Consider the following 14,636-nt stretch of genomic DNA (forward strand, 5'->3'; position numbering starts at 1 on the left):
TACTGCGCTTATCCCTGACGGGCAGGCACCCGCACAATGAGACCGTCGAGCGCGTCTCGCACCTTGATCTGGCACGACAGCCGTGAGTTAGGCTGGACGTCGTAAGCGAAGTCCAGCATGTCCTCTTCCATCGCTTCCGGCTCGCCGACTTCAGCCGTCCAGGCTTCGTCGACATAGACGTGACAGGTGGCACAGGCGCAGGCGCCGCCGCATTCGGCTTCGATCCCGGGCACGGCGTTGCGGATCGCGTTCTCCATGACCGTAGAGCCGTTCTCGGCGTCCATGTCGAAATGCGTGCCGTCATGGGCAATGAAAGTCAGCTTGGTCATTTGTCACCTGAAGGGAGTTCCAGCCGAGATAATCACTCCGGCTGACAAGTCAACTGCCGCATGAAAGCGCCGCCCGATGACGTTTTTCCGCAAATCGGGTTCAGCGCGGATTCAGCGGTTGATGGCGGCGATGAAATCGCGCACTTCGTCGATCAGCATGCCAAGCCGTTTGAGCGTCTGGCCGTCTTCCGGCCGGTGCTCGATCTCGGTGGCGCAATCGGCGATGGCAAAGGCGCCGACGCCCCGTGCCGAACCCTTCAATCCATGGGCGAGCAGAAGCCGATCCTTGATGTCGGCGTCGACTATTCTGTCGCGCACGGACAGCGCCTGCTGTACAAACAGCGCCAGCACCTCTTGCTCAAGGCTGCGGTCACCCATCGTCTGGCGGGCAAGGTGTGCCAAATCGACCGGCCGTGACCGCCTTGGTCCGGATACGTCGCCCCCGGGCATTGAGAAGGCAATGCCGCTTTCGCCACGCATGAACTCGAACTCCGTTTCTTCGATTCGCCCAAAAACCTAGGCGAATCCAATGGACAACGGGTTAATGAATGGCCGGGAAAAATGTTGCCAAAGCGGCGCCCAAATCACAGTTCCGTTAACCTTATATTTAAAGTTTTACGTATCCCGCGGAATGCATGTTTTCTTTACCCCCCTGTGTCATTACGATACGAGGGGTCCATTTTCAGCCTCCTGCGCGGGGCAAGACAAACAGAATTATAAGCCCGCGGCAGCTAGTACAGGGTAGCGAAGGCATGGCAAAGAAACCAACGACGACGAGAACTCTCGACAGCGACGTGGCCAGGGAACTGGAAAAGGCGCTCGATCTCGACCTCAGCAACGAGATGGGCAACGGCGACCTCGACATCGCGGCTTCGATGGAGGATCTGGAAGCTCAGATATCCCAGGCGGCCGACGAGTTGGCGCGCGAGGGACGCAATCATAAGCCGGAACAAAACCCGGAGCCCGTAGTCAATCAGAACCACGCCGCGAAACCCGCGCCCAAGGCAAAGCCTGCCGAATTGCGCCCCGTGGAACCGCGCAATGGCGCCCAGCCCGCTGGTTTCGCACCGGCCAATGACGATCGCCAGAAGGACTATAAGACGCTCCTGCACAGCCTCAACAGGCGTGCCTCGAACACCATTTACTGGGTCGTCGCCTTCGTTTCGCTCGCCTGGTTCGCTGGCGCCGGCGGTTTGGCCAATCTGCTTTTCGGACCGAGCATCTGGAGAATCCGTACGCTCGACCAGTTCCTTGCCCGTCCGGAGCTGATCGGCCTTGCGGTCGCGGCCATCGTGCCCGTCATCCTGTTCTGGGCCTTCGCCGCCATGATTCGCCGCGCCCAGGAAATGCGCATCGCCGCACAGTCGATGACCGAAGTGGCCTTCCGCCTGACTGAGCCGGAAAACCTTGCCCAGGATCGCGTCATGATGATCGGCCAGGCCGTTCGTCGCGAGGTCGCGGCCATGGGCGAAGGCATCGAACGCACGCTTGCCCGCGCGGTCGAACTGGAAACGCTGGTCCACAGCGAAGTCAACCAGATCGAACGCTCCTATTCCGAGAATGAATCCCGCATCCGCTCGCTGGTCGACGGGCTCGGCAGCGAGCGCGAAGCCGTCGTCACCCATGCCGAGCGCGTCCGCGCTTCGATCACCGGCGCGCACGAGACGCTGAAGGACGAGATCGGCGCCGCCTCCGACATCATACGCGACTCGATCCTCAATGCGTCGACCAAATTGTCGATGACGATCACCAATTCCGGCGACACGCTGATCGATCGCATCAACGAAAGCTCGATGTCGATCTTCGATTCCGTCGAAGGCCGGCTCGATTCGATCACCGACCGTCTGTCGACCTCGGGCGAGGCCTTCGCCAGCCTTCTCGACACCCGCATTGCCAAGCTGACGGACACCACTGACGGCCTGACACGGTCGTTGACCGATCTGCTCGACGATCGCACCACCGGCATGGTGTCGCTGCTTGGCGGCGCCGCACGCACCCTCAATTCCGAATTCGAGGCCAGCCTCAACGGCATCGAGCGGACGCTCGCCGAACGCGGCCAGGCACTGATCAGCGAGTTCCAGACGCGCGCCGAGGCGCTGGACACCGGAACGCAGAAGCTCAATGCGGCACTCGAGGCCCGCGCCCGCCAGATCAACGAAACGCTGGTCGAGCGCGCCCGCGAAATCGCGCACACCTTCGCCGAGAGCAAGGACACGCTGTCGGCGATGATCGATCAGGGCAAGACCCAGATCGGCGCCGACATGGCCGACATCGTCACCTCGACCTCCTCCATGCTCGAAGCCCGCGCCAGCGACTTCGCCGGGCGCATGGAGGCCGCCCGCCATGTCGTGTCGCGTTCGTTCGACAGCGACATCCAGCGGCTCGCCGACGCCCGCGTCGGCATCGAGGAAGCCGTCGAGAACCACAGCAGGAAACTGTCCGAAAGCCGCGAGCGCATGGCCGCGGCCATGGAGGCCGACCTGGCGAAGTTCGCCGAGGGCCGCGCCGGCATCGATGCGGCGGTAACCAACCAGGTGCAGAAGCTGGCCGAAGGCCGCAGCCTGATCTCGCGCGCTCTCGAAGAGGACCTGCGCAAGGTCAATGAATCGCGGGCGGCCATCGATGCATCGCTCGGCAGCCATCTCGAAAGGCTGGAAGAAGGCCGCAACAGGCTCTCCACTGCCTTGAACGAAGACTCCGGAAAACTGGTGCAAGCCCGTACGATTATTGATGAAATGGTCGCGGGCCATGTCGGTAAGCTCGCCGAGGGCCGCAACATTCTGTCACGCGCCCTGGAGGCCGACCTCGGCAAATTGTCCGACAGCCGCGCCAGCATCGACGGTCTGGTCGCCGGTCAGGTCGAGAAGATCGCCGAGGGCCGCGCCGTGCTCGCCAAGGCGTTGGAAAACGACATCGTCGGCATCAAGAGCCTCATCGAAACCCATTCCGCCAAACTGGCGGAGGACCGCACGCAGCTTTCTCATTCGCTCGACAGCGATCTGTCCGGAATACGCGGCCTGATCGAAAGCCACTCGGGACGGCTGGCCGAGGACCGCGGCCTGCTGTCGCAGACGCTTGAGGCCGACCTTGCCAAGCTGGCTGAAAGCCGTTCGAGCATCGACGGCCTCGTCGCCGGCCAGGTCGAGAAGCTGGCGGAAGGCCGCGACATTCTCAAGCGCGCCCTGGAATCCGATCTGAACACGATCAAGGGCGTCATATCGAGCCAGTCGGAAAAGCTGGCTGAGGATCGCGGTCAGCTTTCCCGGGTCCTGGAAGCCGATCTGCAGAATGTGAACAGCGTCATCGCCGATCACATGAACAAGCTCGTCCAAGACCGCTCCGCCCTGTCGAGGGCCCTTGAAGATGACCTCGCCAAGCTGGCCGACAGCCGTTCCAGTATCGACGGCCTGGTTGCGGGTCAGGTCGAGAAGTTGTCCGAGGGCCGAGATATCCTGCGGCGTGCTCTGGAATCCGACCTCAATGCGATCAAGGGCACCATTGCCGACCAGTCGCAGAAACTGGTCGATGACCGGGCACAGTTCGCCCGGGCGCTCGAGGCTGATCTCGAAAGCGTCAACGGCTTGGTCAACAGCCATTCCGAAAGGCTCGTGCAGGACCGTTCGACGCTGTCGAAAGCGCTTGAAGCCGACCTCGAAAACGTCGGCGGCCTCGTCAACAGCCACGCGGAAAGGCTTGTCCAGGAGCGCTCGACCCTGTCGAAGGCGCTTGAGGACGATCTCGGCAAGCTGGCCGAGAGCCGCTCCAGCATCGATGGCCTGGTCGCCGGCCAGGTCGAGAAGCTCGCCGAGGGCCGCGATGTTCTCAAGCGCGCGCTGGAAGCCGACCTCGCCAAGCTGGCCGAAAGCCGCTCCAGCATCGATGGCCTGGTCGCCGGCCAGGTGGAGAAACTGGCCGAGGGTCGCGACATTCTCAAACGCGCCCTCGAAGCTGACCTGCAGAAGCTCACCGAAAGCCGCGGCGATATCGACAACATCATCGCCGGGCATGTCGGCAAGCTCGCCGAAGGCCGCAATATGCTGAACCTCGCGCTGGAAGACGATCTCGGCAAGCTGGCCGAGACCCGCAAGGATGTCGACCGCTCACTGTCGGGCCATATCGACCAGATCGCCGCCAGAAGCTCGGACATCTCTGCCGCTATCGCAGGCGATGTCGAGAAGATCGAGCAGGCATTCAGCCGCCAGACCGGCATCATCGAGGAGCGTGCCGGCACCATGGAGCGTGCGCTCTCCACAGGCGTGGACAACGTCCGCGCCGTGCTCGAGAAGAGCGCCGTGTTTGTCGCCGGCGCCCTGCGCGAAAAGGTGCTGGAAGTCACCAGCACCCTGCACGAGCAGGCCGGTGCCGCTTTCAGCGACGCCGACCGCAAGATCGCCGAGCGCGCCGAGCAGACGTCCGCCGCCCTGCTGGCGCGGGCCGAAGATATCGCCCGCACCTTCGAGGATGCAGACCGTCGCCTCCACGCCCGTGCGGAAGATACGTCCAACGCCTTGCTTGCCCGTGCCGACGATACATCCAGTTCGCTGCTGGCCCGCGCGCATGAAACCGCTGATCAGCTGGCCGCTCGCGCAAGCGAGATCGCCGGCACCTTCGACGCGGCGGATCAGAAGCTGGCCGCCCGTGCCCAGGAAGCCGCCGATCAGCTGACTGCCCGGGCCCAGGACACCGCGGATCATCTGGCCGCCCGTGCAAGCGAGATTGCCGGCACGTTCGATGCGGCCGACCAGAAGCTGGTTGCCCGCGCTATCGAGACCGCCCAGTCGCTGGCCGCGCGTGCCGGCGACATCCTGCGCAACTTCGAAGGCGCCGACCAGCGGCTCGGCATGCGCATCGGCGAATCGGCCGAAGCGCTTGCCGCACGCGCGTCGGACCTTGGCCGCATTTTCGATGCCGCCGACCAGCAACTCGTCTCGCGCATCGCCGAAGGTTCGGAAGCGCTGTCGAGCCGTGCCTCGGAAATCGGCCGTATCTTCGACGAGGCAGATCAGCGTCTGGTGTCGCGCATCGCCAGCAGCACCTCCACGATCGGCGAGCATGCCGAGACAATCGTCGGTGCCTTTGCCGATACCGAGCAACGGGTTGCCGAACGCGCAAGGCGGACCGGCCAGGAAATGGCCGTGCATGCCCGCGAAATCGAGCAGGCGCTTGCCGGTGCGGACGAGCGTTTCGCGTCGAGTGCCGCGGCCGCGGCAGCCCGTGTCGAAGAGCAGGTCTCAGGCGTCGAGAACCGCCTCGCCTTCACAGCCGAGACGATGGGCCAGAAGCTCAACGAACAGGTGTCGAATGCCGAGGCGCAACTCGTCTCGCGCGCCAATGTGATCGCCGAGACCTTCACCGCGGTTGGCCAGCATATCGGCCAAAGCACCAACGATGCCGCCAAGACGATCGGCGCCAACACCCGCGAACTCAACACCATGCTCGCCGCACGTTCGGCCGAAATGTCGAAGATCCTCGACGAAACCGCACGGCCCCTGGTCGAGCGCTTCGCCCAGGGCGGCTCGGACCTGCAAAAGAGCATGGAAGAGGTCACCGAACGCGCCACCGAGAAGCTGCGCAGCGAGAATGCCGCGCTTGTCGACGCTCTCGCCAGCCGCACCGCCGAAACCTTGTCGGCGGTCGAAGGCGCCCGCTCGTCGCTGTCCGACAGCGTCGCTGATCTCATCGGCCGCATGACCAAGTCCAGCTCGCAGCTCGGTCAGTTGATCGACCAGGCCGCGGTCAATCTCGGCCAGGTCGATGAACGCCTGAGCGGCAGCACGCAAAGCTTCGCCGCCACCACCGAGAAGGCGGCGCAGACCTTTGCCAGCTCGGCACGCCTGGTCGACTCGAACACGACGAGGCTGACGGAACTGTCGTCGTCCACCTTGCGCGAGGTGGCGTCGATCGCCACCAAGTTCGACGAACACAGCCGTCTGCTGTCCAGCGCTTCGGACCTGCTGAGCTCGGCCCAGAGCAATCTCGAGCACACGCTCGAGAGGCAATCGTCGCTCGAAGACCTCGCCGTCGGTCTGGTCAAGAAGTCGGAAGATCTCGAAAGGGTCATGCGCTCGTTCGAAAATCTCGTCGGCCAGACGCTGCAGAACGCCGAAGGCAAGACGATGGAATCGGCCGACAAGATCCGCAACGCCATCACCGACGTCGTCGATTCGGCAACCAAGCGCTTTGCCGATGCGACCGAGGAGATGCGGCGCACCGCGGGCTCGATCAAGAGCGAACTCGACCTGACCCGGGCCGAGCTCAAGAAGGGCGTCATCGAAATGCCCGAAGAGGCAAAGGAATCGACCTCGGCCATCCGCCGCGCCGTTTCCGAGCAGATCAACGCCCTGAAGGAGCTTTCGGACATCGTGGCCAAGTCCGGCCGCGGCGGCGGTGACGGATCAGAACCACGCAATCTGCGCCCGGCGCCGCAAGCGCCGGCCGCACGTGCTGCCGAGCCGCCGCGCCGGGCACCGGCACCGCAGCCGGACCTGCGCACGCCTCAGGCGCCCTTGGGCGGCCCTGCATTGCGCGGCACGCTCGACCTTGAGCGTCCTGCCGAGGCGGCACCGCGTCCGCGCGGCGATGCCAGCGCCCGCACGCCTCAGGGCGGATGGGTGCGCGATCTGCTGACCGCGGCATCGAACGACGAGGACCTCAGGTCGGCAGCCCCTACGGCCCCCGCGGAAGCGCCGCGCGCTACCCCTGCCCAGCGCTCGCCCCTGCATGTCGTGGAATCGCTGAACTCGCTCTCCGTCGATATCGCGCGGGCCATCGACCACGATGCTTCGATCGAGCTGTGGAACCGCTACCGGCGTGGCGAACGTGACGTGTTCACAAGGCGGCTCTACACGCTGAAGGGCCAGCAGACGTTCGACGAGATCCGTCGCAAGTATCAGGCCGAGGCCGAGTTCCGCGCCGCTGTCGACCGCTACTGCGACGATTTCGAGAAGCTGCTCAAGGATGTCTCGCGAAATGACCGCGACAACATCATGGCGCAGACCTACCTGACCTCGGACACCGGCAAGGTCTACACCATGCTGGCCCACGCCAGCGGCCGCCTGCACTAAGACAGGAATTGAACAGGCGGGGCCATGGTCCCGCCTGTGCCTGCTCTAATCTCCGGCACGCGCTGAACCTGCCCGCAACAGGTCTTGCGAGACTATCGATGCCTTCGGAATCCGCCCTAAGTCGATTCCTAAAATCCACCGACAGCACCGCTGCCTGACGCTCGAAGGGTGTGATCGTGAAGACGGCAATCATATTCGACTGCGAGTTCCTTTGCCTGGAGGGCTCGCAACGCAGATTCTGGTGCGCAGCCCACGATCCCGACCCGGTGATCGCACAGATCGGCGCGGTCAGGCTTGGACTTGAAGGCGACTTCCCTCTGCTCGGCACACACAAGGCCTATATCAGACCGGTCGACCGGTTTGGTCAGAGATACACCCTCGACCCGTTCTTCACCAAACTGACCGGGATTACAGAGGAAGATCTGGAGACCGAAGGGGTGGCGCTAGAGAATGCCCTCGCCGACATCGATCGTTTTTCCGGAGGGTCGCGATTCTGGTCCTGGGGCAAGGACGAATTGAACATGATCGCCATCAGCTGCTATGTCGCGGGCATTCAGCCTCCGATCCCGGCCACCCGGTTTGACAATGCCGTCAAGCTGCTGACCGCGGCGGGAATGCCGATCGAGGATCTGGCGAGAACGCCGAGCAACAAGCTTGCGGATTACCACGGCGTCGAGCACCCGCCATTGCAGGAGCACGACGCGCTCGATGACGCGCTGTCCGTGACCTATACCCTGCAGCACCTGATGAAGACCGGAAAGCTCCGCCCGACCGCTTGTAGGTAGAGAAGCTTGATGGGATGAAGCCTGGTGGGATTCCGGCGCCCCGCGCTCAGATCACCGAATCCGTCCAGCGCACGATCTGCCCGGCGGCGTCGCCGAACGCCTTGTCGAGCGCGGTGACATAAGCAGGATTGCCGCTGCCCGAGACGGGTGCGGCTGCGGTGAAGCTCTTGGAAGCACGGACCTCGCCGTTGCGATCGTTCAGGATCCGCACGAACAGATCGACCTCGGCATGTTCGCCGCCGTCGACACGCACTTCGAACGAGCGGATCTCGACGATCACCTGGTAATCGATCGCCAGGCCTTCGCCCGGCTTGCCTACACCGGCAAAGCTGCCCGAGCGCTGGAAGGTCTCGGCCAGCCGCGCCTGCACGATCAGCGGCAGCCGGTCGGCCCATTGCGCGCCCTTGAGATACTGGATCGAGCGATCCGACGGCTTGATGACGATGTTCTGGCTGTCCAGCGCCTTGAGCGCCGAGGGCTGCGCGATCAGGATCTGCTTGCGGCTATGGCCATGCGCGTCGACCGAAGGCGCCGACAGCTCAAACGTATCGAGCGGCGCAGGCTTGCCGCCCAACGCCGCGCAGCCGGCCAGCGTCAAGGCAAGCAGTGCCGCAGCCGATGTCAACCCGCCCGTTTTCACCCACACAGACTTCACGCGCGATCCCCGTTGTCCCCGGATCGTAAGATCGACCCGCTTTCGCGGCTCATGTTTCTGGGGCGCGCCGTCGCCGAAGTCAACGCCGCGCCCTGCCATCGAATTGCCGAACCTCGCCGTCGCCACCCGAAAGGATGCGCTGCGGATTGCGGCTGAGATCGGTCACCGCCTCCTCGATGCGGCTGATCGAACGGCGGCTGTCCTGCACCAAAGCCTCGACGTTCGAAAGTCCCTGTCCCGAGAAGCGCGCCAGATTGTCGGTGATGACGCCAAGGCGGGCATTCAGCGTGTCGGCAACCTGCTTGAACGACTTCAGCGTCGCCCTGGCATCCGCCATCACGCCGTCGGCCTGCCCCGACCCGAGCAAGGTATCGACCCTGGCAAGAATGCCATCGACGCGCACCGAGGCATCGTTGAGCCGTTGCGCGAGCTGCTTTGCGTCCTTGATCGTCTGGTCGATGTCGTCGGCCCGGTTGGCGAACTTGTGGGTCACCTCCGCGATGTCGGCGGCGGCCTTGTCGGCGCTCTCGCTGGCCTTTTGGATGTTGGCGAGCGCCGAGCGCACTTGTGCGGGATCGATACCGTCGAGCACGTTGTCGACCTTGGCCAGCGTGCCTTGCGTCTGCTTGGCGAAATCGTTGACCGACCCCACGGCCGTATCGACGTTCTTGATTACGCCGTCGAGCTGCTTCGACGTCTCCTTGAGGTTACCGGTTACCGCGTCGACATTGGCGACGATGCTCTTGATCTTGTCCTTGTCGACGGCGTTGAGAAGGCCTTCGGCTGCTTTCAGCGTGCCGTCGAGTTTGCCGGAAACGCCTTTAAGCTCATCCGCCAGCGTGCTGGCGGCGGACAGGAACTTGTCGATGCCATCCGAATTCTTGGCCAGCGCATCGGAGAAGGTCTGAACATTCTGGACGGTCTGCGTCAGCGGTCCGCGAACGTCCCTGGTGAAGCCTTCGAGCTCGGTCAGCACCTTGTCGGCGCGGGTGAAGATATTCTGCGCCGTCTGCAAGAGGTTGGTCACCGCCGACGGGTTGGCGACGATCTCGGCGACCTTACCTTCCTTTTCCGCCTGGTCGAGGAGTTTCACTTCCTTTGGGTCGGCGCCCTTGAGTTCGATGTTGGCCTGCCCGGTCAGGCCGGCAAGCCCGATATCGGCTTGCGTCGATTTGGTGATCGGCGTCATGCGGTCGATCTCGGTATCGGCGATGGCAACCGTCGGATTGTCGACGTCGATATAGACGCGCTTGACGTCGCCGACCTTGACGCCGTTGAACAGCACGAAACTGCCGCGGCCAAGCCCGGACGCAGAGCCCGGAATGCGCACGCGAAGCAACGTCGTCTCGCCCTTGTCGCCGATGGCCGCCGTCCAGTAGACGAAGGCAAACGCCGCCAGGATCGCGGCCAGCGTGAAGATGCCGACAATGACGTAGTTGGCTCTGGTTTCCATTGTCCCACTTATGGCTATGCGCGCGCCGCAAGATCAAGTTGCCGGGCGCGTTTTCCGCGGAAATAGGACTTTACCCACGGTTCCTCGCTCTTCAGCATGTCGTCGATGGTGCCTTCGACCAGCACTTTCTTCTTGCCGAGCACGGCCACCCGGTCGCAAGCGGTGAACAGCGTGTCGAGATCGTGCGTCACCATGTAGACGGTCAGATCCATCGTATCGCGCAGTTTGACCACCAGCTCGTCGAACTCCGCCGCGCTGATCGGATCGAGGCCCGATGTCGGCTCGTCGAGGAAGACGATGTCGGGATCGAGCGCGAGTGCCCGGGCCAGCGCGGCGCGCTTGATCATGCCGCCGGACAGTTCGGACGGGAATTTCTGCGCCGCATCGGGCGGCAGCCCAACCAGCTCGATCTTGAGCATCGCCAGTTCGTCCATCAGCTTTCGCGGAAGGTCGAGATATTCGCGCATCGGCACCTGGACGTTTTCCAGCACTGTCAGCGCCGAGAACAGCGCGCCGTGCTGGAACAGCACGCCAAGCCGCATGTCGATGCGCAGACGCTCGGCATCATCAGCTTTCTCGATATCGACGCCGAACAGCTTGATCCTACCCGACTGCTTGCGCGTCAGGCCGAGAATGGTGCGCAGCAGAACGGATTTACCCGCACCCGAGGCGCCGACAAATCCAAGGATTTCGCCGCGCCTTATGTCGAGCGACAGTTTGTCGAGGATAAGCTTGTCGGCAAAGGACACGCTGATGTCGTGCGCGGAAAGCACTATGTCGCCCTCGCCCGCCTCATCAGCCAATGCGCCTGCCCTTTTCCTGTTTCGCAGCTTCATCTCAGAACTCGATCGCTGCGTAGAACATGGCGAAAAGTCCGTCGAGGATGATGACGACGAAGATCGACTTCACAACCGAAGCGGTAACATGCTGGCCGAGCGATTCGGCGCTGCCGCCGACCTTCATGCCTTCGACCGAGGCAATCGTGCCGATGATCATGGCCATGAACGGCGCCTTGATCAGGCCGGCAAAGATGGTGCTGAGATCGATGGCGACGCGCAACCGGTCGATGAAGGCGGCGGGCGGGATGTCGGAATAGAGCCAGGCAGCCAGTATGCCGCCGCCGAGTGCGGCGAAATTGGCGATGATGGTCAGGCACGGCAAGGCGATGACCAGCGCCACGAGCCGCGGAAAGACCAGGACGCCGATCGGGTTGAGCCCGATGACCTTCAGCGCGTCGACCTCCTCGCGCATCTTCATCGAGCCGATCTCGGCGGTGATCGCGCTGCCGGAGCGGCCGGCGATCATGATCGCCGTCATCAGCACGCCGAGTTCGCGGAGGATCAGCACGCCGACCAGGTCGACGACGAAGATATCGGCGCCGAAATAGCTGAGCTGATAGGCGCCTTGCTGGGCAACGATGGCGCCGACGATCGCCGACATCAGCACCACCACCGGAATGGCGCCGACGCCCATGCGGTCGATCTGGTTGAAAATCGCCGCCGGGTTGACGGCATGGCCACGGCCGAGCTTCATCTGCGCGCCACGGATGGTGGCGCCGAGGATGTTCATCGAGGCGAGAAAATCGTCGCGCATCTCGTAGACGCGGCGCCCGACTGCCTCGAGAGCGCGAATGACGATGTTGGGCGGCCGCGCCGGGCCGGATTCGGGTTCGCGCCGCACGGCCTCGCCGACAGCTTCGAGCAGGATCGAAGCGATCTCGCTCTGGCCTTGCATCTGGATCTCGACGCCCTTCTTCTCGAAGGCGCTGACCAGCCGGTCGATCAGCCAGGCGCCGGCGGTGTCCATCTTCTCGATCTTGGAAACATCGAGCGCCAAGGTTTTGAAGCCGCTTCGCTTTTCGATCTTGCGCATGTCGGCGTCGATGAGCGCGACGGTCCTTGTGGTCCAGATTCCGGAGAAAGCGCAGCCAAGAACGCCATCCTCCTCGCCGATCGCCACGCGCGGTTCGTGGTCAGCCTCCCCTGCGGTCGTGCCGCTTGCGTCGCGCTTGCCGATGGTCAACATGGCGTCCTGTTTAGCCTGACGGGTCTGACCTGTCGATTTGCCGACAACGCTTGTCGCACAGCAGGAGCAGAAAAATATGGCGCGTGTCATTTCGGTCGAGGCCGAGCGTTTTCCCATCGCCGGAACCTTCACCATTTCGCGAGGTTCCAAGACCGAAGCCGAGGTGATCTCCTGCACGATCGGCGAGGGCGGCCACCTCGGCCGTGGCGAATGCGTCCCCTACAAGCGCTATGGCGAGACCATGGAGGGCGTGCGCGACGCGATCGAGGCCATGCGCGGCCGGATCGCCGGTGGCATCAGCCGGACCGCCTTGCTCGATGCCATGCCGGCCGGAGCCGCCCGCAACGCCATAGACTGCGCTCTCTGGGACCTGGAGGCAAAGCTCAGCGGAACCTCGGTAGCAGTCGCGATAGGTGCTCTTCCCTTGCAGGCGCTCGAAACCGCCTACACGCTGTCGCTGGGCGAGCCGGAGGCGATGGCGGCGCAGGCTCGCGCCAATGCGGCGCGGCCGCTGCTCAAGGTCAAGATCGGCGGCGACAACGACATCGCCCGCATCCGCGCGGTCAGGCAGGCAGCGCCAGACAGCCGCATCATCCTCGACGCCAATGAGGGCTGGAGCGACGACAACATCGTTGCGAACCTCGCCTTTGCCGCCGAACAAGGCATCGCGCTGATCGAGCAGCCGCTGCCGGCCGGTCATGACGAAATCCTGCGCCATATCGCCCATCCCGTGCCGATCTGCGCCGATGAAAGCGTGCACGAGGCTGAGAATCTCGAAGCGCTTGTCGGTCTCTACGATGCCGTCAACATCAAGCTCGACAAGTCGGGGGGCCTGACTGCGGCACTGGTGCTGCGCGATCGCGCCCGCGAACTCGGTTTCGGCGTGATGGTCGGCTGCATGGTCGGCACGTCATTGGCGATGGCGCCAGCGGTGCTGCTTGCCCAGCATGCCGATTTCGTCGACCTCGACGGTCCGCTGCTGCTTGCCCGCGACCGGGTACCGGGCCTTGTCTACCAGGGATCGATGGTGTCACCGCCCGATGTGGCGCTGTGGGGCTGAGCGCGCTGCAAGGCCGATCAGCACGAGGCCGATCAAGGCGATCGGGATCATGGCAAAGAAGCCGTCCACGCCGAGATGGTCGTAGAGCGGGCCGGACGCCAGCGTCACCACCGCCATGAAGAAGCCGTTGGAGAAATAGGCAATGCCTTGCGCGGCACCTGTCCGCTCCTCGGAGACGGTTTCGCCGATCATCTTCTGCAGGCCGATCAGCCCAAGCGCCACCGAGACCGAGTGCAGCGACTGGACACCGAAGAAACCGGGAATGCCGAGGCCGAGCGGCCAGACCAGCGGAAAGGCGATCCAGCGCACGATGGAGCCGATCCCCGCCATCACCATGATCGACACGACGGAGAACCGGTCAAAAAAGCGGGTGAACATCATGAACATGCAGACTTCCGACACCACGCCCCAGGCCCATAAGAGACCGACAACCGAATCGCTGAGGCCGATCGATTTCCAGTAGATGGAGACGAAACCGTAGAGGAATGCGTGGCTGGCGGTTATGACGCCGACGCCGACGGAAAAATACAGGAAATACGGGTTGAGAAGCTTCGGCGCCGAATGCTGGATGTCGGTGGCCGACAGCGGTGAGGCGCGCCGCGGACGGCCTAGACGCGGCGCCAGCAGGCCAGCGGCAAGGGCCGCGGCAAACGCCGCCAGAATGATAACCGGAACGGCCTGCGAGCCGGTTGCCGACAGAATGAAGCCGCCGGCGACATTGGCGCAGAGATAGGAGATCGAGCCCCACTTGCGCATGCTTGTGTAGTTCGAACCGAAGCGGCGGACACCCGAAAGCGCCAGCGAGTCGGCGATCGGCGAATGCGGCGTCCAGACAATGGTCAGCGCCAGTGAGACCGCCAGCACCATCGCATAGGTCGGTGGCAGGAAATAGCCTGCCGACAGGAGCAGTGATGCAGCCATCAGCGCGACATAGACATCGGCGCGGTCCCTGGCACGGTCGGCCAACGCGGTCAGTAACGGCGTCGTCACCACGCGCAGGAACATCGGCGCCGCCAGAATGACGGCGATCTGCTCGGCGTGAAAACCCTTGGCCTGCAGCCACAGTGGAAAATAAGGCAAATGGGTTCCGAGCGGCACGTACAGCGTCGCGAAGATCAGGCTCATGCGCAGTTCGAAATGGCGCGGCTTGACGAGTTGTTCGGGCGAGAGCTGCGGCAGGGCCATGAATCGATCCAATCGCGCTGTATTCGACCGGACGGCAACGCGTATCGATCCCTTAACATGGACGAAAACCGGACGAAACC

The 14,636-nt window shown here is 63.6% G+C and carries 10 protein-coding genes; 3 read left to right on the plus strand and 7 right to left on the minus strand.

From position 1 onward, the window contains the following. Positions 1-8 precede the first annotated feature (8 nt). Together AC0L2U_RS28985 and AC0L2U_RS28990 are read right to left on the minus strand one after the other, a co-directional pair. The gene (locus AC0L2U_RS28985; RefSeq protein ID WP_056582251.1) at positions 9-329 is read right to left on the minus strand and encodes a 2Fe-2S iron-sulfur cluster-binding protein; all 321 of its coding nucleotides are present in this window, start codon (positions 327-329) and stop codon (positions 9-11) included. 111 nt (positions 330-440) lie between these two features. Next, entirely contained in the window at positions 441-809 is a 369-nt protein-coding gene (locus AC0L2U_RS28990) for an Hpt domain-containing protein (RefSeq protein WP_127269546.1), read from the minus strand. Between the two features lie 272 nt (positions 810-1,081). On the opposite strand from AC0L2U_RS28990, the gene AC0L2U_RS28995 reads away from it, so the two are divergent. Continuing rightward, the gene (locus AC0L2U_RS28995; RefSeq protein ID WP_473603033.1) at positions 1,082-7,393 is read left to right on the plus strand and encodes a coiled-coil domain-containing protein; all 6,312 of its coding nucleotides are present in this window, start codon (positions 1,082-1,084) and stop codon (positions 7,391-7,393) included. A 176-nt stretch (positions 7,394-7,569) separates the two neighbouring features. Next, positions 7,570-8,178: a 3'-5' exonuclease gene (locus AC0L2U_RS29000; protein ID WP_473603034.1), complete on the plus strand. Its 609-nt coding sequence runs from the start codon at positions 7,570-7,572 to the stop codon at positions 8,176-8,178. 46 nt (positions 8,179-8,224) lie between these two features. Here the strand turns inward: AC0L2U_RS29000 and AC0L2U_RS29005 are convergent, their stop codons facing one another. The 4 genes from AC0L2U_RS29005 to AC0L2U_RS29020 form a co-directional block, all read right to left on the minus strand. Then, positions 8,225-8,833: an ABC-type transport auxiliary lipoprotein family protein gene (locus AC0L2U_RS29005; protein WP_412033483.1), complete on the minus strand. Its 609-nt coding sequence runs from the start codon at positions 8,831-8,833 to the stop codon at positions 8,225-8,227. 79 nt (positions 8,834-8,912) lie between these two features. Then, complete coding sequence (locus AC0L2U_RS29010; protein ID WP_128363751.1) at positions 8,913-10,286, minus strand: MlaD family protein; 1,374 nt, start codon at positions 10,284-10,286, stop codon at positions 8,913-8,915. A gap of 14 nt (positions 10,287-10,300) precedes the next feature. Further along, on the minus strand, positions 10,301-11,122 hold the full coding sequence (locus AC0L2U_RS29015) for an ABC transporter ATP-binding protein (protein ID WP_473603035.1): 822 nt from the start codon (positions 11,120-11,122) through the stop codon (positions 10,301-10,303). A 1-nt stretch (position 11,123) separates the two neighbouring features. Next, positions 11,124-12,311 (minus strand): MlaE family ABC transporter permease, encoded by a 1,188-nt coding sequence (locus AC0L2U_RS29020; RefSeq protein WP_023810578.1) that lies wholly within the window; start codon positions 12,309-12,311, stop codon positions 11,124-11,126. A 76-nt stretch (positions 12,312-12,387) separates the two neighbouring features. Here AC0L2U_RS29020 and dgcA point away from each other — a divergent pair, with 76 nt between their 5' ends. Further along, positions 12,388-13,371: an N-acetyl-D-Glu racemase DgcA gene (dgcA, locus tag AC0L2U_RS29025; RefSeq protein ID WP_127382672.1), complete on the plus strand. Its 984-nt coding sequence runs from the start codon at positions 12,388-12,390 to the stop codon at positions 13,369-13,371. Here dgcA and AC0L2U_RS29030 read toward each other — a convergent pair. Beyond that, entirely contained in the window at positions 13,342-14,556 is a 1,215-nt protein-coding gene (locus AC0L2U_RS29030) for an MFS transporter (protein ID WP_127810521.1), read from the minus strand. The genes dgcA and AC0L2U_RS29030 overlap by 30 nt on opposite strands. Positions 14,557-14,636 lie beyond the last annotated feature (80 nt).

It is taken from the genome of Mesorhizobium sp. WSM4808 (assembly GCF_055811675.1).

What these genes read in the sequence shown, in the direction of transcription:
- AC0L2U_RS28995 (WP_473603033.1), top strand. Translation starts at nt 1,082, where the DNA reads ATGGCAAAGAAACCAACGACGACGAGAACTCTCGACAGCGACGTGGCC.
- AC0L2U_RS29030 (WP_127810521.1), bottom strand. Translation starts at nt 14,556, where the DNA reads ATGGCCCTGCCGCAGCTCTCGCCCGAACAACTCGTCAAGCCGCGCCAT.
- dgcA (WP_127382672.1), top strand. Translation starts at nt 12,388, where the DNA reads ATGGCGCGTGTCATTTCGGTCGAGGCCGAGCGTTTTCCCATCGCCGGA.
- AC0L2U_RS28985 (WP_056582251.1), bottom strand. Translation starts at nt 329, where the DNA reads ATGACCAAGCTGACTTTCATTGCCCATGACGGCACGCATTTCGACATG.
- AC0L2U_RS29010 (WP_128363751.1), bottom strand. Translation starts at nt 10,286, where the DNA reads ATGGAAACCAGAGCCAACTACGTCATTGTCGGCATCTTCACGCTGGCC.
- AC0L2U_RS29015 (WP_473603035.1), bottom strand. Translation starts at nt 11,122, where the DNA reads ATGAAGCTGCGAAACAGGAAAAGGGCAGGCGCATTGGCTGATGAGGCG.
- AC0L2U_RS28990 (WP_127269546.1), bottom strand. Translation starts at nt 809, where the DNA reads ATGCGTGGCGAAAGCGGCATTGCCTTCTCAATGCCCGGGGGCGACGTA.
- AC0L2U_RS29020 (WP_023810578.1), bottom strand. Translation starts at nt 12,311, where the DNA reads ATGTTGACCATCGGCAAGCGCGACGCAAGCGGCACGACCGCAGGGGAG.